Consider the following 22,167-nt stretch of genomic DNA (forward strand, 5'->3'; position numbering starts at 1 on the left):
TTTATACCCCTGACGATTTCCAACATAGAGCAGGTACGGACGATGGGACACAGATGGACTACAGTAAGTTTTATGATCCGTCGATTTTTTTTCAACACCCAAGTATACGACCGAAACCTTATTCTCAGCTATTCCAAAGAGCCTGACAAGATCACTTTTTGTGCTCTGCGAAATACAAATAACATGATCAGCTCGATCAACTGAAAGTTTTTTATATCGACTCGTCTCGTCTTTAGAAGAAAATGACTCGGGAAATAGCTCATGAATCATGTCATAGACGGTTACTACAACTGGGCAAGATTTATTTTTCAATACAACAGAGTGATAATATGTTTCATGAATAATATCTGGATTCCAGTGACGCATATTTTTTTTGAAAAGCAGACCATTAAGCCACATAAATAAGCGATTCATTTTTGGGGGATATTTCTCTACTTTTTTACCCCGAACAATATCTGCAGACAATTCATCTAGATAATTATTCTGATAAAAAGCACTAAAAATATTTACATCCTGCTTCAATTCAACCAAAATCCTCCCCAGTATAGAATAATAACGAGATATACCACCGTAAGGCTGCATTGTAAAAATTTGGTGATCGAATGCTATTTTCATAAAGTTAATGCGGGTCAGTATTGAGAAATACCTTATGATCGTCCCAAGTTTTGCTCTTCATCATTCGCTGTATTAGCCGATGTAAACCCAATCGGCTTAGTTTGGATATCGCCAACAATCCAGGCTGGATTCTTCTCTCAGTAAAAAGATGCAGACTCCCAACACTGGAATAAAAAACTCCATATTTCTCAGCTAAATAGTGCAATGACGATTTGGTATAGAAGGATACATGTTGACCATGTTCTATCCCGTAATACCACCATTCTTCTGGCCTTGGCACTGGGTCTGGCAGCAACTCTGTAGTAAATATAATATTTTTTGAAATATTTAATATTTTTTCAATTTCGAAGACAGGATTCACAAAATGTTCAAAACTTTCAAAACTGGTAACAACGTCTACTTTACCATCACCGTTCCATTCAAAACCTTTGGCAAATATATTATTTGTATACTTATCATCCCAAAAAAAGTCAAAGCCTATATCGCGCATCAAACGAACAAAAATTCCATACCCACCTGCATAATCAAGATACTTTCCACTTTTATTGAATAATAAAAAAATGAGTATCGTTAATTTCTTAGAGTAGAGGATGTTCCGCTCAATATATCCTGTATCAGAATCATTAATAGCGCTAGCATAAGCTTCCACTAACCAAAACGGCTCTTCGGTTTGAACAAAACCACAGCTATGACAACGAAAATAACTTATTTCAAATCTTGAAATTATTTTACTCGAAAATAGAAATAGACTATTACTTCCACAGATATGGCAATTCATTTTAAACCTTTAATTACTCTTTTAAATCCTTTACTAGCACGAGATAAAAAACAACGAATAGATTTAGAGTTTAACTCATCAAGAAGCTGTAATACTTTGGCCAGTGCGTTTTCGTTTTCAAAAAGACAGCTTTCAAAATCGGAGCAAATCACATCAGAAAGCCTAGAATTTAATTCGTTGTTATTTCCGCAGTTTTCACCAGAGCCATCAAGACCGATATTTTCAACATATGTTTTTACAGGATTAAGACATAGCCCTCCATTTTGAAAGATGCTTGAATACCAAAAAACAGCCCACGTATTCAAACTTCCATTACTATTAGCCTGAACTTGAGACCAAAAATCTTGTTTCCCATATAAGTTAAACTCATACACTTTGTCCTTATCCCAAGACGCTATCAGCTGTTCCGGATTCTTTATAAATCCCCGCCAACGATCACGCCAAGTCGCCCATCCCCAACAATTCATTACGTGCCACAAAAATGTGGAATCTAGCCCTTCCGAGTCTATAGGGTAATTCCAACCACTTATATGCCAAACTTTATCTTCATTATTATAAAAACTTAGAGCATCATTCATAAAATTTAGAAAATAAGGGCTGGTAACCAAATCATCCTCAAGCACAATTATGCGCCCATACATGTTCACTATCTCAGTTACACCATCAATAATATTTTCTGCCAGACCCCAGTTTTTGTCACGTTCAATAATCGTAACAGTTTTAAATCCAGAAACAGTTTTTATGTAGTCTCGCACTTGCTTAACTTGCGGTTTCGTCTCTTCATTTTTTGGTGCATCGGAGTAAATAAATAATTCACTTTGGCTTGCCAACTGATTACGCTGCAATGCTTCAACAGTCTGCTGTGTATGCCAGGGGCGGTTATAAACAAACAAAACAATCGGTGCTTTATCTTCCTTCATACTATACGAAAGGACTCATCATATTCGAGAATAAGATATTCATACACTAACGATCGACATCTATCACTTCACACCAAGACGGGTGTATATCCACATGTGAATCTACTTTTTCTTTCCACCCATACCAGTACTTTGGAAAAATCACCTTTCTACGCTCCTGCATCATATAGGCTCCCCACCAGGAGAAGCTGCTATTAGAAACCACCCCGTAATTGCATAGTGTCATCAAAGCGAAATCAACTTCCATCCGGTTCGTTGAAATATACTTATTTTCTATATTCTCAAAGCAACATTCAACATACCCTGGATCATCTGACAAAAAAATATAGTAAGGATTCTCAACTTCTGCACTTATAATATCAATAGCCCCAAGAAAATAACTCCGTGGCAGATCGATTCCCCTATTGCCACAATAGACCTCGGTCAAATAATCTCCTCGCCGAACGTGAACAAAAACCTTTGTGAACTCTGGCGGGATATTTCTTAAAACATGGACAGCCTCATCCTGAAATTTGGATTTCAATGTAAAATCAATTTTATTCTTTAAAAAAAAATTCTCAGACTGAAAAAAACCAGTTTCTACTAGAGTAATAGGTAGTAGTCCTTTTTTTTCAGAATAACTGCTTAGCGCGGAAATATCAGTTCTATTCTGTTTGATACTCCGAATAAGTCTTAGTGAGCATGCTAACCTTAGAAAAGGTAGAAAAAATCTTCGAATAAGAAAAATAGAACGCCTTCCAAGAGGGACATGCTTGAACGCTTTACAGCCATAGTTAAAGGAAGAAACAAACTGGTCCATATTCGCCGTATATATTATTTCATCCTCAGCTGCTATCGTTCTTAAAAACGCATATTGAAACAATTGATTACCAAGCCGCCCATCCGATAAAAATAAAATCAACCGTCTATTACCTCCGAAGATATAGCCGCATAATTTGCATAGCTAAAATTTTCCATGTATGGCTGGTATTTCCTTATTTCCAGACCTTTTGGCATAACTTTAGAGATACAGAATCCTTTATCCTCCAGCAAATCATATAACTGTAACAAACTTGTATGTGAATCAAGATTTGCACCACCATACTCAAACTGAATAAAATCTATAAACTTACTGTCTAGATATTTCCCAAGACCGACGAGCGCTTTCAACTCATGCCCTTCGACATCTAATTTTATAAAATTGATATGACCTATATTATTTTCTTCTATATAACTATCGAGCCGTCTAAGCTGCACCTTCTCACTTAAGGCAAGATCTAAATCATAATATTTCAGATTCCTATTATGCAAAGAAGCTAGTGTACTTTCTTCCTTGTCATAATAAATAAGCGTCTCCTGTTCCTCATCTGAAACGCCGAAGCCATTCAATTTAGCAGCACCGTTACCAAAAATGCTTGAAAGCTTTATAAAGCATTTCCGCTGAGGCTCAAACAAATGAAGACTCACATTTGAGTCACACTTTTTGGCGACATCAGTAATTAATCTCGCATAATCACCTGCATTTGCACCAACATCAAAAACTACGATTTTATCAGTACATTTCTTATCTATAAAATATTTTAAAATATTATTAACAAATACTCTTTCTCCGTTTTCGTTTAGATTACTATTTCCATTGTTTTCAATAGAGTAAAAAATCTTTAAAGACAAACCTCTTAGCTTCTTTTTAAAAAAGGATACTTTAGTAAACATTACTCACCTTTTTAAACATATATAAACCAGTCCCGAACCCCTTACTAGGGTCGTAGCTATCGAATAGACTAGTTCCATAATGATATTTTTCTTCAAGCAAATCAAAGCCATTAAACAGTTCTAAAATATAATTTCTCGTAAATGCTCTGTGAGCGTTGAAATAAATCTTATTTACATTATCAACAGGAACACTTATCAAGAGCACCCCGCCCACACACAATACTCTCTTTAGCTCTTTAATAGCATTTTCACTACCGAAGGGGTCTATGTCATCTCCATATCGCCCAAGACCAATATGTTCCACAACGCATAAAGATGACAAACTTTTTATTGAACCACTTTCAAATGGAAGATCCAGGATAGACCCTTCTTCAAAAAATAAATTTTCCAACTCCAGCCCGATAGGCCTTATATCTATCATGGTAACAGGTGTAAATTGGGATATAATACCGATCGTTTTCGCTGAACTACCTATATCATAATGGTGCTCTGGTTTCAGATCGAATATATGCTTTGCAGCCCATGTATCCTGAAAAAAATAAGTTGGCTCAATTGGCGTATAGGATAGATTGTCTGACAAACATGGATAAAACTCCACTTCCTTGAAATTAGTATTACAACCCATATTACGAAACTTATTAAACTGCCCAAAGAACCACACATATCGCCTAATAAAACCTATTGGCTTAAATTTAAAAAACGAACCAGCACCAACCAAAAATAGATAAGCAGCTCGAATTAATTTTTTAGTTTTATAAATTTGCATATACGATTTATATAACCTATTTTACCAAACATAGACTTCGATAGAAAAAATCGTTTCTTTCTTGCTTTATCTGTGATTTTTTTTTGCAAAAAGGCCTTAAATTCCGCACTGATTTTATCCGGGAATAAATAGATAACATCTTCATACACTATTAAATCCCAGCCTTCTGGCATAGATTTAACTATATCGACCAAAGTTTTCCATTCCATAAAATCATGGGGGCAAGGAGGAGGCGCCAAAAAAAGCCTGGCATCATCAATCATCACTATATAATTTTTGTTGTATGTGAATATAATTTCAAGCTCATCTATAAGTGGACATTCGTCGTATTTACCATAAGTGAGCCCGCCACTCCAATGCGCATCCAACCAAAATAAAATATTATCATTTTGTTCCAAAATAGAGTGGAGATGTTCTCGAGTGTCACCCTTTAACATTATGACATTAGAAAAACTGCTTAAGTTCTTCTCCGCCTTTTTAAACATCTCTTCAGATTTTTCAATCGTATAGACCGTTTTAAAGCTACTGCTCATTATTTTAGCAGTACCACCTAAATACGTTCCACCTTCCACGAAAACATTTAGATTAAGAGTTTTTTCTAAGTAACAAACTTCCTTTTCAGGCACACCAAAATTGATCAATCCCATTACCCAGCCCTTAAGCTAATTTTATAGAAAGTACATACTCCCCTAAAAGAAACAAATACATTCTGCCTAGTTTTATAATAAAAAAAATCGACAATGAAAACTGAAATAGCAAAAGAAAAAATAGTAGCTAAAATTGCTCCCTTAGCACCATACGGATCTATCCACAAATAATTCAACGCAATATTTGAAATAGTACCTAAAACCATTGATAATAACGAATACTTCATAAGATTTTCTGTCAATATGTATACTCCTCGAGCTATTCCCATGTTGGCAAAAAATAGTCGCGCAGCCATCAAGGCCAATAAAGCACCAGCCTCTTTATACTCGACACCAAAGAGCGTTGACACTATACTATCCGCAAAAATAAATATAGGGACTGCCGTAAGTAAAAATAATATAAAATTTAATCTGTAAAAGTTCAAAAGCCTTTCTTGATAAAGATCATTTGATATTTTTTTTGAGTTTTGAATAGAAGGATATAGCGAGCTTTTAACAACTAACGGCAAGAATGTAAATATTTCTATAAGTCTTAGTGCTACGCTATAAACGCCTACCGCGCCGACCCCAATCATTTCTTTCAACATAACCTGATCAATTCTGGCTTGTATCATCAAAACTGACCCACTTAAGATAAGCGGCCAACTATTTCTCAAGAGCTCTACTGCAACCTTAATATCAAAATTAAACAAAAATAATTTCAGGTCTCTTTGAAATAGATAATAATATATATAACCTACTGCCAGCACAATGCTTTCAAAAACGACAACCCAAGCGAAAGCCAAAAGCGGAGCATCATTTAATATAAGAACGACTTTTAGAACAGAAGAAAAAAACAAACTGATTACATTCGAGTAAACAGCATAGCGACTTAACACCTTACTTTGGAAATACAAGTCTATGACATTAAAGCTTTGAAATATTGTCGCTGACGCTATTATATAAACCAGAACATTAGTCAAATCGTCATTTGACGTGAACTTTATTGCGACACTCAACACCATTAAAACTAACATTGCACCGACTATCTTTAGCCAAAAACTGGTTCCTATGATCTCATCAGATCGAGAGCTACCTTTAACCAGCTCTCTAACAACTATGCCATCCAGACCTAAAGTAGAAATAGCAACAAAAAGGCCAACAAAACTCTGTGAGTAACTAAAAAGTCCAAATTGTTCTGGCCCAAGATAACGAGCCACCCAAATCCCTACAAAAAGTCCTACAAACATTCGTAGGATTTTTTCTGCTAAAAGCCAACTTGTATTTTCTGCGTACTTTCTAAAACCTTGATGTTTAAGAAGCTCATCAAACTTATTGAACATTTTTATATATTTCGTCAGGGCATCGGCTCGGCGTTGAATTCAATTATTTTCAGCTGCAAAAATAAAGCTTCCATTAGCATCTTTACTTGAGAGGAAAACCTTGTCGTTTATTAACGGCCACTCAATCCCAATCTCCGGATCATCCCACCGGATACAGCGTTCATGTTCCGGTGCATAGTAATCCGTGCACTTGTACTGCAGCTCCGCCTCTTCCGAGGTTACATAAAAGCCGTGGGCAAAGCCTGGCGGTACCCATAGCATCTGCTTGTTGGCTTCACTGAGAGTGACGCCGACCCATTTTCCGAAGGTCGGCGAATCGCGGCGAATATCCACTGCGACATCGAACACCTCGCCCCGGGTGACCCTTACCAGTTTTCCCTGTGGCCGTTCAAGCTGGTAATGCAGCCCTCGCAGCACGCCCTTGCTGGAGCGGCTGTGGTTTTCCTGCACGAAGCTGTAGGCGCCGCAGTAGGCTTCAAATTCGTTCTGGCGGAAAGTTTCCATGAAGAAGCCACGTTCGTCTTCAAACACCTTGGGGGTTATCAGAACGACATCGGGAATTTCAAGGCGGGTAAATTCCATCAGTGCATTCCTCCGCTTTCCCGGAGAACTTTTAACAGATACTGGCCATAGCCGTTCTTTTGCAGGCGCTCGGCCTGTTGCTGCACCTGTGCCGCCGTGAGCCAGCCCTTGTAGAAGGCGATCTCTTCGAGACAGGCGACTTTCAGCCCCTGGCGCTGTTCGATGGTGGCGACAAACTGGCCGGCATCGAGCAGGGAGTCATGGGTGCCGGTGTCGAGCCAGGCAAAGCCACGGCCGAGCATTTCGACATTCAGGCTCTGATCCTGCAGATAGAAGCTGTTGATATCGGTGATTTCCAGCTCGCCGCGGGGCGAGGGGCTTATCGACTTGGCGATATCGATCACGCGGTTGTCGTAGAAATAGAGCCCGGTCACGGCGTAACTGGATTTGGGGACTTTAGGCTTTTCCTCGATGCTGATGGCGCGCCCGGCGCTATCGAACTCCACCACACCGAAACGCTCAGGGTCCGACACATGGTAGCCGAACACGGTGGCGCCCTCGGTTCGGCTGTCGGCGGCGCGCAGCTTGTCGGTAAAGTGCTGGCCGTAAAAGATATTGTCGCCGAGTATCAGGCAACAATTATCATTGCCGATAAAGTCTTCGCCAATGATGAAGGCCTGCGCCAGACCATCCGGCGAGGGCTGCTCGGCATACTCCAGCGCTATGCCAAAGCGGCTGCCATCCCCCAGCAGGTGCCGGAAATTGGGCAGGTCTTCGGGGGTGGAGATGATCAGTACTTCGCGAATACCCGCCAGCATCAGTACCGACAGCGGATAGTAGATCATCGGCTTGTCGTAGATCGGCAGCAACTGCTTGGATACACCCAGGGTGATGGGGTGCAGACGGGTGCCGGCGCCGCCGGCCAGGATAATGCCTTTGCGTTGCGTCATGGATTGTTCCCTGTTATTTGCTGCAGCAGGCGGGACACCCCGTGCTGCCAGTGAGGCAGACAGAGGCCAAAACGTTCTTGCAGCTTGTGGGTATCGAGCCTGGAGTTGAGCGGGCGCTGTGCCGCAACGGGGTAGTCCTGGCTCGCTATCGGCGCTATGGCCTTCACCGCCAGCGTTGCGCCCTGGTTGCGCGCCTGGTCAACCAGGTAGCAGCCATAGTGGTACCAGCTGGTTTCGCCGCCCGCCGCCAGATGATAGAGCCCGCCGAGATCCGGATTCGACGCTGCACTGCGCAGTGCATGGGCCGTCACATCCGCCAGCAGGTCCGCGCCTGTGGGTGCGCCTATCTGATCGTTTATCAGGCTCAGCTGCTCCCGCTCGCGGGCCAGGCGCAGAATCGTCTTGATGAAGTTGTTGCCGTGCAGGCCATAGACCCAGCTGGTACGAAAGATCAGGTGCCGGCAGCCGCTGGCGGCAATGGCCTCTTCACCGGCCCGCTTGCTTTGGCCATAGGCATTCAGTGGCGCTGCGGTATCGCTTTCGCGCCAGGGTCGGCTGCCGCTGCCATCGAAGACATAATCGGTGGAGTAATGCAGCAGCCAGCCATTGAGCCTGCACATTTCATCCGCCATCAGCTGTACGGCCAAGGCGTTGATCAGCATCGCCTGGCTCTGTTCCTGCTCGGCCCTGTCTACCGCCGTATAGGCGGCAGCGTTCACCAGCACATCAGGCTTCACACGGCGAATCGTATCGCGCAGGCCGTCGAGATCTGCCAGATCGCCGACAAGGCCGTTCAGCCCCGTGCGATCCAGCGCGACAAGCTCACCGAGCGGCGCCAGGGCGCGTTGTAGCTCCCACCCGACTTGCCCATTCTTGCCTAGCAGCAGGATTCTCATGCGAAGGAGCCTGCCAGACTTAACACTGGTCTACTGCGGAAAAGCCGCTTTTGGTCATTTTTTGCATTCTTTCTCATTAAATAGAACCACTATTCGCCTCAAAATAACTCAAAAACTGCCTCAAAACGGACTTCCCCTCGCAACGACCGGATAAGCCCGGCAGGCTCCTATAGCTGCCTGGCGCCATACTGGCTGTCGATCCACTGCTGATAGGCTCCACTCTTAACGCGGGCGACCCAGGCAGGGTTGTCCAGATACCATTGCACGGTCTTGCGCAGCCCCGATTCAAAGCTTTCCTCCGGTATCCACCCCAGTTCGCGCTGAATCTTGCTGGCGTCTATGGCGTAGCGCAGGTCGTGACCCGGGCGATCCTGCACCTTTGTGATCAGCCCGCTGAAGCCCTGGGGGTTGCCGCTGGCGCGTGACTGGGGGTTTTCCGGCACCAGTTCTTCCAGCAACTCGCAGATGCTGTGGATAACATCCAGGTTCTGTTTCTCGTTCAGGCCGCCAATGTTGTAGGTCTCACCCACCTGCCCCAGGCTCAGTACCTGGCAGAGCGCCCGGGCATGGTCTTCCACGTGCAGCCAGTCGCGTACCTGGTCACCCTTGCCATACACCGGCAGGGGTTTGGCCTCCAGTGCATTGAGGATCATCAGCGGTATGAGTTTTTCAGGAAACTGGCAGGGGCCGTAATTGTTGGAACAGTTGGTGATCAGCGTCGGCAAACCGTAGGTGCGCTGCCAGGCCCGCACCAGATGATCGGAGCTGGCCTTGCTGGCCGAATAGGGCGAGCTCGGCGCATAGGCGGTGGATTCACTGAACAGATCTTCGGTGCCTGCCAGATCGCCATATACCTCATCGGTGGATACATGGTGGAAACGAAAGGCGCCTTTTTGCTCGGCATCCAGCCCCTGCCAGTAGGTCTTTGCGGCTTCAAGCAGGCTATAGGTACCCACAATATTGGTTTCGATAAAGGCCGCGGGCCCGTCGATGGAACGATCGACATGGCTTTCGGCTGCCAGGTGCATCACGGCATCGGGGCTATGGCGGCCGAACACAAGCTCCAGCGCTGCGCGATCGCAGATATCCACCTGCTCAAACACATAACGATCACTGTGGGCAGCCTCGCCCAGGGAGTCGAGATTGGCGGCGTAGGTCAGCTTGTCGACATTGACCACCTGATCCTGGGTATTCTGAATCAGGTGACGGATCACGGCCGAGCCGATAAAGCCTGCCCCGCCGGTAATCAGTATTTTCATCGGTGTTGCCCTTCCAGGCAGAGGATATTCAGTACCACTCGAATCATTTCGAACCTTACCAGCTGGCTTTTACAGATTAAAAAGGGGGATTTGGTCCCCCCGTCACCTTTTCGCGACGGGGAGGTGTCCTTGGGGTAGGTCGCTCCTACAACAGCGGCTTCGCGATGAGGTTGCGTGACCGAGCCCAAGTGCCCAGATCTAACACATCCGAAGCTAGGTGTTTGTGGTTAACAGCTGTTCGACGACCTCTTTCAGCTTTGCGCTATCCTTTTCCACGACGCCCCATACAATCATCGGGTCTATGGTGTCATAGGCATGAATCAGTATGTTTCTGAAGCTGATCATTTTGCGCTTGTTCGGTAGCTGATCCGCAATAGCAGCAGAGACTTTGCTCAGTTTATTGACGGCTTCGCCCATGATCTCGAACTGGCGCTCAATGGCCGCCTGCAACATTTCGTCCTGCAGATAATCCGAAATCGTCTTGCCACTGGCAAATCTTTCAATGCGCTCAATCGCCTGAAGAATATCGTAAAGATATTTTTTCTCTTCAAGCAGCATAGAGCAGCTCCTGGTTCGACTCTATCGCGGCTTGCAGATACGGATTCTTGATCGAGCTGGCAGTTAAGAGATCAACGTTTCGATGAAAAAGATCCTCAAATATACTCAGCAGGCTGAAATAGCCCTCTGAATATTCAACGGGGCTCAGTTGGGCTTCGAACTCCACCAGCAGATCAATATCGCTCGTCTGTTCGCTGAAACGCCCGTCGACACAGGAGCCAAACAGAACCAGGCGTTTGACCCGGTGCTGCCGGCATGCCTGGGCTATCAAGCTCTTATTTTGTGCAATGATCGGAATCATCATCTGTCTCGCAGAAACGGAATTATGGAGCAAGTCGATACCGTTGTTCGGTGGAATTCGCACCGTTCATCAGAAACCGAGATTGCCTAAATTTCGTACCATCGTAAACGTAAACCGTTGCTCCAGACACGCTACCGCCCCAGGATTGACCGTCAGTTTCCCGAGAACGCGGCCTGCCTGCAGATAAAGTCAGGCCTGGCGGATGTTGGCCAGCGGCATGACCAGGCGCTGGTTTCGTTGCATCAGTTTGAGCAGTATCACCACCCGTTCGGTGCCTTCGTAGCACTCGAACAGGGCATCAAGTTCGGCAAAGGCACCGTCCGATATACGTACCGGATCACCGGGTTTCAGTAGGGTGGCCGCGGGCTGTTTTTTCTCTCCGGCCACGCGCTTGCGCAGCTGGTCGACAATGTCGTGACCAACCGGCAGCGGGGTATCGTTGAATGTAACCAGGCGACTGACGCCGCGGGTCGAGCGGATCGGGCGCCAGTTATCGGCGACCTGATCCAGGTAGATAAACAGGTAACCGGGGAAAAGAGGTTCAGACAGCTCGCACCGCTTGCCGGCACGGATTCGTTCAACGGTCATGAAAGGCGCGAAGCAGTCGAAGCCCTGGAACTCCAGATTTTCCAGAGCACGGGCGTCCTGCCGGGGCTTGGTTTGCAACAGGTACCAGGCGCGCTTTACAGCCATTGCGCTCTCCGTGTTCAGATTCCGTTTCGAGCGAGCCGAACAACCAGAATCAGATGTCGACCTTTGTTTCTGGCTTGCATTACAGGCGCTTATCCACTTCATCCAGCGCCAGCATTCCTTTCACATCAAACAATACACTGTGTTCGAGGTCCCTGCACAGCCCACGGATGCGCTCGGCACCCATGTCCTGAAACTCGCGATGGGCCACGGCCAGCACCACGGCATCGAACTGACCCGGCTGCAGGCTTTCGAGCAGATCAAGGCCGTATTCTTCCCGGGCCTGGTGCGCAGACACCCAGGGATCGTGCACATCCACGTGGGCACCATAGGACTCAAGCTGGCGCACCACATCAATGACCTTGGTATTGCGGATATCGGGGCAGTTCTCCTTGAACGAGAGTCCCAGTATCAGCACCTTCGCATCGGACACGTGCACGCGCCGCTTGATCATCAGCTTGACCACTTCTTCAGCCACGTACTGACCCATGCCGTCGTTGATACGCCGCCCCGCCAGGATCACGTCGGGAAAATAGCCTGCCGCCTGCGCCTTGTGGGTAAGGTAATAAGGGTCAACGCCGATGCAGTGCCCGCCCACCAGGCCCGGGCGGAACGGCAGGAAGTTCCACTTGGTGCCGGCGGCTTCCAGTACCTGGGCGGTATCGATCCCCAGCTTGCCGAAGATGATCGCCAGCTCATTCACCAGGGCGATGTTCAGGTCGCGCTGGGTATTTTCAATCACCTTGGAGGCCTCGGCCACCTTGATGCTGCTCGCCTTGTGGGTACCGGCGGTAATAACGCGGCGATACAGATCATCGACAAAGTCAGCGACCGCAGGCGTGGAGCCCGAGGTGACCTTGACGATGCTGGGAAGACGGTGCTGCTTGTCGCCAGGATTGATGCGCTCGGGGCTGTAGCCGACAAAGAAGTCCTGGTTGAAGGTCATACCGGACGCCGCTTCCAGCTCGGGCACGCAGACCTCTTCGGTTGCACCCGGATAAACGGTGGATTCGTAAATAACCACGGAGCCTGACTGCAGGATCGAGCCGATAGCCTGGCTGGCACGGCGCAAAGGCGACAGATCCGGCTGCTTGCTCTCATCCACCGGCGTCGGCACTGTGACGATAAAAACGTTGCACTGCGCCACATCCGCAAGTTCGGCACTGAAGCTCAGTTTGCTGGCGGTGCGCAGTTCCTCGGGCTCAACTTCCAGGGTGCTGTCCTGCCCACTGCCAAGCTCGTTAACCCGCCCCAGATTGATATCAAAACCGACGGTTTCGAATTGTTTCCCAAATTCGACCGCCAGCGGCAGCCCTACGTAACCCAGACCCAACACACAGATCCTGATGTTCTCCAAGTCCAACATTCTTTACGCCCTTGTGCTCGGAATTTCGCAAAGCAGGTATCATAGCAGCCACAGGCGGATTGCGGGTAGCCGTGAGTTAGTGCTAAACCTGCGCCGCCGCCAAAAAACCCGAACCGGATTTCGCAAGCCCGTGACCCAAATTCTGTGACTCAACTTCAGCACGCCGTCATCGACTGGCACCAGCACAGGGCGCAGTCCGCCCGCTTCGGTGAAGCCTATTTCAACAGTGACACGGGCCCGGCCGACGCCCGCCACCGCTTCGTGGATGGCAACCGGCTTGGGGCGCGCTTCGCTGCCCTCACGCAGCCCCACTTCAGCATTGCCGAAGCCGGTTTTGGCAGCGGGCTCAACTTTCTCGTCACACGACAGCTCTGGTTGCAACAGGCGCCATCCAAGGCCCGGCTGAACTACATCGCGCTGGAACAGTACCCGCTTAAGCTGCAGGATCTTGCCCGCTGCCTCGGGCACTGGCCGGAATTCGCCAGCGCGCAGCTGACAGCGCAGTATCCGCCCCTGCTGGAGGGGTTTCACCGGCTGGAATTCGATAACGGCCGCATCAGCCTGACGCTGATATTCGCCGATGCCACCCAGGGCCTGTCCGCGTTAGAGGGCCCCGTGGATGCATGGTTTCTCGACGGCTTTTCACCCGCCACAAACCCGGATCTCTGGTCCGCAGCGCTCCTCCAGCAGGTCGCGCGCCTGAGCCACAGCGGCACGACGCTCGCCGCCGCTCACACTGACAGCTGCGTACATGAGGGCCTTGCCGCAGTGGGTTTTGAGATCCGCCAGGCAGCGGGGCTTGATACCACAGGCAGGACGCTAACTGGCATCTACAGCGGCCATCTCGCCTCTGACACCCCTCCTGTCTGCACATCAAGCAGCCCCTGGTTTGATCGCCCCAAAGCCCGCCCGCGACCCGAATCAGTGCTGATCCTGGGCGCAGGCCTTGCCGGCTGCTGTGCCGCCTACGCGCTGGCCCGCCGGGGTATCCCGGTCAGACTACTGGAACGCAGCGGCCAGGTGGCCAGCGGCGGGTCCGGCAATCGACAGGGCGCACTCTATGCAAAACTGCCGGTACGCCCCACCAAACAGGGGCTGCTGCACAGCACCGGGCTTGATTACAGCCGCCATCTGCTGCAGGAACTGAGCGCGCAGGGGTTGCTGTCGGAACACAGCTGGCAAGCCTGCGGCTTGCTGCAACTGGCCCAGAGCGACAAGGAAGCCAAGCGCCAGGAGCAACTGCTTGAATCCGGTGCCTACCCCGCAACGCTGGTGCACGGGGTGAGCGCCACCCAAGCCAGCACCCTGGCTGGCAGCAGCACGCCCCACAGCGGCCTGTTTTTCCCCGGCGCAGGCTGGGTATCACCGGTGGACCTGTGCCAGGCGCTGCTGCGACACCCGCTGATCAGCCTTAGTACCGACGTGACGGTGAAGGCACTGGAATATCAACAGGACTCGCAACGCTGGCAGGCGCAATCCGACAGCGGTGAGCACTTTCTGGCCGCAGCGGTGATTGTTGCCACCGCGGGGGCCGCCAAGGCACTGAGCCCCCTCGCCCAGCTGCCGCTCAAGTCCATCCGCGGCCAGGTCAGCGAAGCCCCGGCGCCGGCCGCAGAGCCCGCACTGGGTACCGTCGTCTGTGGCGATGGCTACATTGCGCCCGCCATGAACGGCACCTACTGCTTTGGCGCCACCTTCGACCTGCACGACAGCGATACGGATGTCCGCGCCCAGGATCACCAGAGCAACCTCGCCACCCTGTGCAAAACCCTGCCCGCCCTCGGTGCGGCACTGGCGCAACAGCCGCTGCAGGGCCGGGTCGCGTTTCGCTGCTCGACTCCGGACTATCTGCCCATTGTCGGGCCCGCCCCCGATGCCGAGCGTTTTACGGAGGACTACGGGCGCCTGCGTCAGGACCGCAAGTGGCGCTTCGACACGGAACCCTGCCATTACCCCGGACTCTATGTCAGTGTCGGCCACGGCTCCAAGGGCTTGCTGACCTGCCCGATCGGCGGCGAGCTGCTGGCGAGCCTGATCTGCAATGAGCCGCTGCCGCTCGGGCGCACCCTCACCGAGGCGCTAAACCCGGCACGCTTTATCATCAAGAATCTGATCCGCGGGTCGATATAGCGGGAAAGTGGTGAGTTGTGAGACTGGTGGGAGCCCACTCTGTGGGCGAATCGGCAACCATCCGCCCGGGGAGCGGGCTCCCACCCACACCGCAGCGACCCCGAGGAGGCACTATGGCACTTGTCATCTACGATCAGGGGTATCGGATCCAGACCCCGGTGCGGGCGCTGTTCAAGCCCGGTGGTGTCGTCAGCATAGAACCGGTCAAGGCTACCCATGCGGCGGCCGGGGAGGAACAGCGACTGGAGACCGATACCGAGCGTTTCAAACTGCCGCACGCGGCCCACCAAAGCAACGCCCGTACAGCAAAGCAACCTGCCCAGCGTGCTTACGCGGCCAGTGAAGAAGCCGGTGAAGACACCGCAGCAAAGCGCAAGGCACCCCAGCTGTTAGCCGCCCAGATAATGACGAGCCCGGTACAGCACATCAGCCCCGAGACCCCCATCGGTGAAGCCCGCGAGCGCATGCGGCGCCTGCATATTGAGCATCTGGTTATCGTCTCGGCCGAACAGCGCCCGCTGGCCATGCTCAGCAGCCGCGACCTGCACCAGACTGGGCTGCCGCCCCAAAGCCCGGTCGCCGCCATTCATGGTCGCCACCTGCTGGCGGCATCCCCCCACACCGATGCATCCCACCTGGCGGCAAGTTTTGTCGAGTTTGATCTGGGCGCCATGCCCATCGTCGATGCAAAAGACAGGCTGGTCGGCATTGTGACCCGCACCGACCTGCTGCGCCTGCTGATTACCGGCGCTCACATCGAAGGCTGGGCCTGATTATTAAGTGCAAGAAGGGGCGAGGTGAATGGTGAATGGTGAATGGTGAATGGTGAATGGTGAAAAGATGATCGCCTGCTCAAACGCCGCAGGTTCCCTCCTGTTCCCCGATATTTGTACGCATATCCTCGAAACTCGCTTGGGGCTCATTTCCCGGAATTCGCAGGCTCATTCCAGGCTACGGGCTGCACGCCGTAGGTTGGTAATGAGCGTAGCGAATTCCGACATCCGCAGCGCAGCTGTGGAGAACAGTTCAACGGGGCAGGTCTGATGCTCGCTGCGAATGACGAATCACGGCTCTTTAACCTCCTGCTCACCGGCCTTGCCCCTTTCCCCGGATTCAGTGGCGCGGGCGTTCGCCCGGCAAGGCCCGGCCAGAATTTGGACTTGAACCAGAGCCAGAGTCCAAACTCGAGTGCATCGGCGCCATCTCGTCGGCACCGCCGCCAAAAAGCCGCGCCAGGAAACGAAACACCCCCTTTACACCACGCCAGATCCTGGGCAACAGCCACACCAGCAGCAGTACGAAGACAATCAGGCCGGCAATGAACAGCCAGGGGTTATAGAGCGCCGCCCAGATACCGCCGACGACCATCACATCTTCGGCCACGGACGCCGTCCAGTTACTGAAAGGTTCCGGCGAGGTATTGATCAGCACCCGGCTGCCGGCCTTGGCCGCATGGGTCGCCGTCGCCAGTGAGCCCCCCACAATAGCGGCGGCCAGTTCCACCGGCAGGCCGATCTCGCCCACGGCACCTGCCGCCAGCGCAGCCCCCGCGGGAATACGGATAAAGGTATGCAGGGTATCCCAGCCGGTGTCGACACCCGGTACCTTGTCGGCGAAAAATTCCACGCAGTACATCAAGCCTGCGGCCATCAGCACCATAGGGTCGCCAACGACGTCGAGCCCGGGCGGCAGCACTATGTTGCCGGTGTTGGACAAGACCCCCAGCATCAGCAGGGTGGCGTACAGGTTGATACCACTGGCCCAGGCCAGGCCCATGGACAGGGCAATCATTTGGGTGATTTGCTCTAGCTGATCCATAGCGCCTCCGGTTACGGCAATAGGATAAAGGGGGAAGAGCCCGCTCAATAAGTATGACCACGGAACAGGCTTATTTTTCCAGCTGATCCTTTGCCACTATATTGCACAGTCCTGTACTTTCGCTGAACAGTATAACCACCTGGCCGCGCTGCAGCAGCTGGCGCACCTGCCCTATCCGGCTCGCCAGGGGCGTTTCATGTTCACCGTAGTCGGTACCATCACGGGTAACAAACTCGCTGATCAGGTTATCCAGGGTGTCGGGCGAAAGCTCGCCATGGGGAATAATCACCACCAGCTCCAGAGTCGCTGCCATTCCCAGCGACTGGGATCCACCAGCGCCGGGCAACGCTGCAGCTCGCTGTCATACTGTTTGGCCCGTGCCGCAACGCGCTCAGCTTCCTTCTCAATCCAGATACCCTTGTGTACGCCCTGGCTATAGGCACCAGGCCCCAGCCGGTACGCCAGATAGAGTGCGTCTACCTGCTGGATATCCAGCTGCAGCATCTGGCGGTTGCGCGCCACACCCCAGCCAAGGAAGTCCACCGCATCCTCGATATTGTCGGTCGTGGCTGACCAGTTACTCTCGGCAATGCGGTACTCATCCCAGGTATTGCCAAAGGGCAGCACATGGCGCTTGCGCCCGCCACCCAGCGGTGGCTCCAGCAGCGCCAGGGCAACGGCGGGCTCCAGCCCCCATTTGCCGCGGGTGTCCTGCAATGCCACACGCAGCTGACCCTGGTTTTTCAGCAGCGTACAGACTGCAGGTGTTGCCACCTCGACGCTAGCAGCCTCGTTATTGCCAGCCCAGCCTGGCACCCAGGATGGTGATATGGATGCGCATCCGGCCAGCCAGAGTCCGGGGGCAAGCAGGGCCAGGCGTTTAATGGGTAATACCGTAGTGTTGGAGCTGTTCAACGAATTCTCCTTCATCAATCACTTTGACCGCCAGCGACTGCGCCTTTGCCAGCTTGGAGCCGGCACCAGGACCTGCAACCACACAGTCGGTTTTTGCGGATACACTGCCCGACACCTTGGCACCGAGCGATAGCAGATAAGCCTTGGCCTGATCCCGCGTCATGAGCTCCAGGGTTCCGGTCAGCACCCATGTCTGACCGGCCAGGGGCTCGACCGCAGCCGCTGATTCATCGGTACTCTCGATTTCACAGCTCCAGTGCATGCCAAATTCAAGCAGCTGGGCTTCAATCGCCCGCGCCTGCGCGCACCAGTCGGTGTCCAGCAGCTTGTGGCGCAGATTGAGGCAGGCAGCCTTGGACAGTTTGGGCACGGCAGCCAGCTGGGCATCATCCGCCTGCAGCAGGGCCTGCAGCGAGCCAAAGTGACCCGCCAGGTGCTGGGCCATCACCGGGCCAACCTTGTCGATTTTCAGTTTTACCAGCAGGTCAGCCAGGGTTACGCTGCCGCGAAGCGCCGCACCCAGCTCACCACTGCCCTGGGGCACAACGCCGAGCTCTGCCAGATCGGCAATCACCTGACGGTTATGCTCATCGCCAAAGAACCCGGCGATCTCGCGCGCCACACCCAGCCCCACCTCGGGCAGGCAGGTCAGCAACAGCGGCAAGGCCGCAGCGACGCGCTCCAGGCTGCCCAGATTCTGTGCCAGCACCCGCGCCGTGCCTTCGCCCACTTCACTGATGCCCAGGGCATAAATGAAGCGCGGCAATGGCACCTGCTTGCTGGCCTGAATCGAATGGTACAGATTGGCTGACGAGACTTCAGCAAAGCCTTCCAGCGTCATGAAATCACTGATGCCCAGGCGATACAGGTCGGCCGGTGAGCGCACCAGCTCGCGCTCAACCAGCAGCTCAACGCTCTTGTCGCCCAGACCGTCGATATCCAGGGCGCGGCGCGAAACAAAATGAATAATGGCCTGGGACAGCTGCGCCCGGCAGGCGAGGCGACCAACGCAATGAAAGCCCGTGCCGTCAACCAGCTCCTCCTTGCCCTTGAGCATGCGCACCAGCTGGTTGCGCACAACCTGGGAGCCACATTCGGGGCAGGTCTCGGGTACAGTCACAGGCGTTTCTGCACCGCTGCGCCGCTCGGTCACCACCTGCACCACCTGGGGAATCACATCCCCTGCCCGGCGTACCACCACCGTATCGCCAACACGCAGATCCAGTCGGGCGATCTCATCCATGTTGTGCAGCGTGGCGTTACTCACGGTCACGCCGCCCACAAACACCGGCTCAAGTCGTGCCACCGGCGTCACCGCACCGGTGCGGCCCACCTGAAACTCCACCGCCAGCACCCGGGTCATTTCTTCCTGGGCGGGAAACTTGTGGGCGATGGCCCAGCGCGGCGCCCGCGAGATAAAGCCCAGCTGTTCCTGCTGTGCCCGATTGTTTACCTTGAAAACGATGCCGTCGATGTCGTAGCTCAGGCTGTCGCGCCGCGCAGCGAGATCCTCGTAGTATTCCAGGCAACCCTCGGCACCCTGTACCAGGCGCATTTGCGCATTGATGCGAAAGCCCCAGCGGTGCAGCAGCTGCAGGGTTTCGAAATGGCCCTCGGGCAGCGCTTCAGGGTCAGAGACGATACCGGTGCTGTAGCAGCACATCTCCAGCGGCCTGTCCGCGGTAATGCGGGCATCCAGCTGGCGCAGGCTGCCGGCAGCGGCATTGCGCGGGTTCACAAAGGTTTTCTCGTCCCGCTCGCGCTGGCGTTCATTCAGTGCGTCGAAACCGGCTTTGGGCAGGTAAATTTCACCCCGCACCTCGAGCCTGGCCGGCCAGCCAGTACCATTGAGTTGCAGCGGCACGCTGCGCAGGGTGCGCACGTTCTGGGTAATATCCTCGCCAGTGGAGCCATCCCCCCGCGTGGCGGCCCGAACCAGCAGCCCGTCTTCGTACAGCACGCTGACGGCAATACCATCGAGCTTGGGCTCGCAGGCGAAGGCAATGTCATCACCGCTGGCAAGCTTGAGCCGCTCCTGTACCCGGCGCACGAAGTCGCGCAGGTCCTGGGCATTAAAGGCGTTATCCAGCGACAGCATCGGCATTTCGTGCTGCACCTGGCTAAAGGCGGACAGCGGTCTGGCACCTACACGCTGGGTCGGTGAACTGGCGGTGACCTGCTCGGGATGTTCGGTTTCCAGTGCCTTGAGGCGCTGGAACAGGCGATCATATTCGGCATCCGGCAACTCGGGGTCATCGAGCACGTAGTAGCGATAGTTATGGTGATTCAGGGCATCACGCAGTTGCCGCAGTTCCTGCTCAATCGTTACAGCCGAACACATGGAATCAAGATCATCCTGGAAAGAAATTATGGGACAGGCAGAGGGGAGCAGAGAACGCGGCGCGCAGGCGGCTCAGGCTCAAGCGCGCGAGCCGCTGCGGCGGGACCGGTTGTGCATTTCAAAATCGCGAATGCGCTGGCGATAGTGCTCCTTGGTCTGCGGGCGCAGCACCGAGCGATTTTCATCCAGCAGATCACCGTCAAGATGTCGCGCCAGTGTCTCGGCCGTCGCCAGCATGCACTCAAAGGCGTTCATCACATCCCGTGGCTCTCGCATGGACATGAAAAAGGTCACGGCCGGGGTTGTCATCTCATTGATGGTTGCCAGATCGAAGGTACCGGGGTTGACCGCATTGGCCATGCTGAACTGCACAGGCCCGGTGTCGCTGCCATCTTCATGGCGATGAAAAATATCCATGTCACCGAAGTGCAGATCACAGGCGCCGATGATCTTGTACAGCATGGCACCGGGCAAGCCCTCAGGCACACTGGAAACAACGGTGATGACCAGAACGCTATCCGGGTTAGGCGCAGGCGCCGAACCGTCCACCGCGCGCGCCTTAGACGCCGCGGGCTCAGCTGCACGCCCACTGGGGGCTTTCTGTTCAGGCTGTTCCGGTGCAGTACCGAAGAGCAAGTCCTGCTGGGGCGCAGCCGGCGCTTTCGAACTGGACGACCCGGCCGCACCTTCGGCCGACGCGCTGGCGCGTTTGGGCTGACGATTGCGCTCCATCAGCAGCGGAATCGGCTTTTCCAGATCCAGTGCCGGGGCTGCGGGCAGATCATCAAACAGCGGGTCGGTTTCGCCCGCCCCCTGCGAAAAGCCCCGGGGGGCCTCCTCGGCCAGCGGCTGTTGCGGCTGTTGCACCGAGCCCGCCGCAGTCCTGGCATCAACAGGCTCTGAAGGCGTAGCATCAAGGGCGCCCTGAGTGTCGTCCGCTTCTGGTTCAAATGCGCTAAAAGACGCCCTGCGCGCTGCCGGATAGTCTTCCTTTGTCGGCTCATCAAACAGTGGATCAGCATCAAAAGAGACGTGGTTTTCAGTTCGCGGCGCAGCGACCGGTGGCACCGGTGCCTGCTTGACAGCTTCTTGGTCAGCAGCGGCTCGGGCAACTGGGGGGCGTTCAACGGAAGGCCGGGCAGCAGAAGGCTGGACAGCAGACGGAGCATCGCGGTCGGATTCAGCGCGCAGCGGTGCACGGAAATCCGACACCGGGCGGGCCTGATGCTCTGGGGCTGCCTCAGGCGCAGGCTCACGCGCGAGTTCAGCCACGCGAGGCTGAGACTGCTGGCGTGACTCGGCACTAAAGCCGAAGGTCGGCTCAATGCGTTCAGCGGGCTCTGTTGCCGACTCATCCGCAGCCTTGGCCGCGGCGGCCATTTTCGCAGCATAGGCCGCACCAGACTTGCGCTTGGGCACAAACTCCGGCACCTCGCCACTGATCGGCCTGGCACCGCCGTAGGGCAATTCGGGATTGCTCGAAGGTTCCACCGGTTCCTCCGGCAGATCACGCAGCTTACGGTCAATATCCATGCGCAAACTGTTGCGGCCGCCACGCACACGACGCCAGCCATCAAAGATGATCAACGCAATGACAATCACGCCGCCGACGACAAGCCACTCTCTGAGGCTGATTTCCATAAATCCGCTGCTATCTCAAAGTTTTTTGACTGGCGTCCAG

At 52.7% G+C, this 22,167-nt stretch carries 23 protein-coding genes; 2 read left to right on the forward strand and 21 right to left on the reverse strand.

The annotated features are described in order from the left end of the window. The 16 genes from MRS74_RS17530 to tviB all read right to left on the reverse strand — a co-directional run. On the reverse strand, positions 1 to 615 hold a 615-nt coding region (locus tag MRS74_RS17530), incomplete at its 3' end, for a glycosyltransferase (protein ID WP_254581569.1). Positions 616 to 619: 4 nt separating this feature from the next. Continuing rightward, on the reverse strand, positions 620 to 1,264 hold the full coding sequence (locus tag MRS74_RS17535) for a class I SAM-dependent methyltransferase (protein ID WP_254581570.1): 645 nt from the start codon (positions 1,262 to 1,264) through the stop codon (positions 620 to 622). A 125-nt stretch (positions 1,265 to 1,389) separates the two neighbouring features. Next, the gene (locus MRS74_RS17540; RefSeq protein ID WP_254581571.1) at positions 1,390 to 2,313 is read right to left on the reverse strand and encodes a glycosyltransferase family protein; all 924 of its coding nucleotides are present in this window, start codon (positions 2,311 to 2,313) and stop codon (positions 1,390 to 1,392) included. Between the two features lie 46 nt (positions 2,314 to 2,359). Further along, the gene (locus MRS74_RS17545; protein WP_254581572.1) at positions 2,360 to 3,214 is read right to left on the reverse strand and encodes an alpha-1,2-fucosyltransferase; all 855 of its coding nucleotides are present in this window, start codon (positions 3,212 to 3,214) and stop codon (positions 2,360 to 2,362) included. Continuing rightward, entirely contained in the window at positions 3,211 to 4,005 is a 795-nt protein-coding gene (locus MRS74_RS17550) for an FkbM family methyltransferase (RefSeq protein WP_254581573.1), read from the reverse strand. Before MRS74_RS17550 ends, MRS74_RS17545 begins: the two co-directional genes overlap by 4 nt. Then, positions 3,995 to 4,771, reverse strand: coding sequence for a DUF268 domain-containing protein (locus MRS74_RS17555; RefSeq protein ID WP_254581574.1), 777 nt, complete (start codon positions 4,769 to 4,771; stop codon positions 3,995 to 3,997). The genes MRS74_RS17550 and MRS74_RS17555 overlap by 11 nt, the downstream gene beginning before the upstream one ends. Beyond that, positions 4,744 to 5,418: a hypothetical protein gene (locus tag MRS74_RS17560; RefSeq protein WP_254581575.1), complete on the reverse strand. Its 675-nt coding sequence runs from the start codon at positions 5,416 to 5,418 to the stop codon at positions 4,744 to 4,746. The genes MRS74_RS17555 and MRS74_RS17560 overlap by 28 nt, the downstream gene beginning before the upstream one ends. Next, positions 5,418 to 6,740, reverse strand: coding sequence for a flippase (locus tag MRS74_RS17565; RefSeq protein WP_254581576.1), 1,323 nt, complete (start codon positions 6,738 to 6,740; stop codon positions 5,418 to 5,420). Before MRS74_RS17565 ends, MRS74_RS17560 begins: the two co-directional genes overlap by 1 nt. A 39-nt stretch (positions 6,741 to 6,779) precedes the next feature. Beyond that, a complete protein-coding gene (rfbC, locus tag MRS74_RS17570; protein ID WP_254581577.1) occupies positions 6,780 to 7,322 on the reverse strand; it encodes a dTDP-4-dehydrorhamnose 3,5-epimerase in 543 nt (180 codons plus the stop codon). Continuing rightward, a complete protein-coding gene (gene rfbA / locus MRS74_RS17575; protein WP_254581578.1) occupies positions 7,322 to 8,212 on the reverse strand; it encodes a glucose-1-phosphate thymidylyltransferase RfbA in 891 nt (296 codons plus the stop codon). Before rfbA ends, rfbC begins: the two co-directional genes overlap by 1 nt. Continuing rightward, the gene (rfbD, locus tag MRS74_RS17580; RefSeq protein WP_254581579.1) at positions 8,209 to 9,108 is read right to left on the reverse strand and encodes a dTDP-4-dehydrorhamnose reductase; all 900 of its coding nucleotides are present in this window, start codon (positions 9,106 to 9,108) and stop codon (positions 8,209 to 8,211) included. Before rfbD ends, rfbA begins: the two co-directional genes overlap by 4 nt. 167 nt (positions 9,109 to 9,275) lie before the next feature. Continuing rightward, positions 9,276 to 10,367 (reverse strand): dTDP-glucose 4,6-dehydratase, encoded by a 1,092-nt coding sequence (gene rfbB, locus MRS74_RS17585; RefSeq protein ID WP_254581580.1) that lies wholly within the window; start codon positions 10,365 to 10,367, stop codon positions 9,276 to 9,278. 213 nt (positions 10,368 to 10,580) lie between these two features. Further along, complete coding sequence (locus MRS74_RS17590; protein WP_254581581.1) at positions 10,581 to 10,925, reverse strand: HepT-like ribonuclease domain-containing protein; 345 nt, start codon at positions 10,923 to 10,925, stop codon at positions 10,581 to 10,583. Beyond that, positions 10,915 to 11,226, reverse strand: a complete 312-nt coding sequence (locus MRS74_RS17595; protein ID WP_254581582.1) for a nucleotidyltransferase family protein — start codon at positions 11,224 to 11,226, stop codon at positions 10,915 to 10,917. Before MRS74_RS17595 ends, MRS74_RS17590 begins: the two co-directional genes overlap by 11 nt. Before the next feature lie 189 nt (positions 11,227 to 11,415). Beyond that, a complete protein-coding gene (gene rfaH / locus MRS74_RS17600; RefSeq protein ID WP_254581583.1) occupies positions 11,416 to 11,919 on the reverse strand; it encodes a transcription/translation regulatory transformer protein RfaH in 504 nt (167 codons plus the stop codon). A gap of 79 nt (positions 11,920 to 11,998) precedes the next feature. Beyond that, complete coding sequence (gene tviB / locus MRS74_RS17605; RefSeq protein ID WP_254581584.1) at positions 11,999 to 13,282, reverse strand: Vi polysaccharide biosynthesis UDP-N-acetylglucosamine C-6 dehydrogenase TviB; 1,284 nt, start codon at positions 13,280 to 13,282, stop codon at positions 11,999 to 12,001. 144 nt (positions 13,283 to 13,426) lie between these two features. Between tviB and mnmC the strand changes: the two genes are divergently transcribed. Together mnmC and MRS74_RS17615 are read left to right on the forward strand one after the other, a co-directional pair. After that, positions 13,427 to 15,412 (forward strand): bifunctional tRNA (5-methylaminomethyl-2-thiouridine)(34)-methyltransferase MnmC2/FAD-dependent 5-carboxymethylaminomethyl-2-thiouridine(34) oxidoreductase MnmC1, encoded by a 1,986-nt coding sequence (gene mnmC, locus MRS74_RS17610; protein WP_254581585.1) that lies wholly within the window; start codon positions 13,427 to 13,429, stop codon positions 15,410 to 15,412. Between the two features lie 113 nt (positions 15,413 to 15,525). After that, a complete protein-coding gene (locus tag MRS74_RS17615; protein WP_254581586.1) occupies positions 15,526 to 16,185 on the forward strand; it encodes a CBS domain-containing protein in 660 nt (219 codons plus the stop codon). A 340-nt stretch (positions 16,186 to 16,525) separates the two neighbouring features. Here MRS74_RS17615 and MRS74_RS17620 read toward each other — a convergent pair whose 3' ends face one another. The 5 genes from MRS74_RS17620 to zipA form a co-directional block, all read right to left on the reverse strand. Further along, the gene (locus MRS74_RS17620) at positions 16,526 to 17,230 is read right to left on the reverse strand and encodes a DUF4126 domain-containing protein (protein ID WP_254581587.1); all 705 of its coding nucleotides are present in this window, start codon (positions 17,228 to 17,230) and stop codon (positions 16,526 to 16,528) included. Between the two features lie 70 nt (positions 17,231 to 17,300). After that, positions 17,301 to 17,543, reverse strand: coding sequence for a YheU family protein (locus tag MRS74_RS17625; RefSeq protein WP_256557994.1), 243 nt, complete (start codon positions 17,541 to 17,543; stop codon positions 17,301 to 17,303). Further along, positions 17,516 to 18,145 (reverse strand): transglycosylase SLT domain-containing protein, encoded by a 630-nt coding sequence (locus MRS74_RS17630; RefSeq protein ID WP_254581588.1) that lies wholly within the window; start codon positions 18,143 to 18,145, stop codon positions 17,516 to 17,518. Before MRS74_RS17630 ends, MRS74_RS17625 begins: the two co-directional genes overlap by 28 nt. After that, positions 18,111 to 20,486, reverse strand: a complete 2,376-nt coding sequence (ligA, locus tag MRS74_RS17635) for an NAD-dependent DNA ligase LigA (RefSeq protein ID WP_254581589.1) — start codon at positions 20,484 to 20,486, stop codon at positions 18,111 to 18,113. Before ligA ends, MRS74_RS17630 begins: the two co-directional genes overlap by 35 nt. A gap of 78 nt (positions 20,487 to 20,564) precedes the next feature. Then, positions 20,565 to 22,127, reverse strand: a complete 1,563-nt coding sequence (gene zipA, locus MRS74_RS17640) for a cell division protein ZipA (RefSeq protein ID WP_254581590.1) — start codon at positions 22,125 to 22,127, stop codon at positions 20,565 to 20,567. Positions 22,128 to 22,167: the final 40 nt, after the last annotated feature.

It is taken from the genome of Marinobacterium sedimentorum, from assembly GCF_024267675.1.
Classification (GTDB): domain Bacteria; phylum Pseudomonadota; class Gammaproteobacteria; order Pseudomonadales; family Balneatricaceae; genus Marinobacterium_A; species Marinobacterium_A sedimentorum.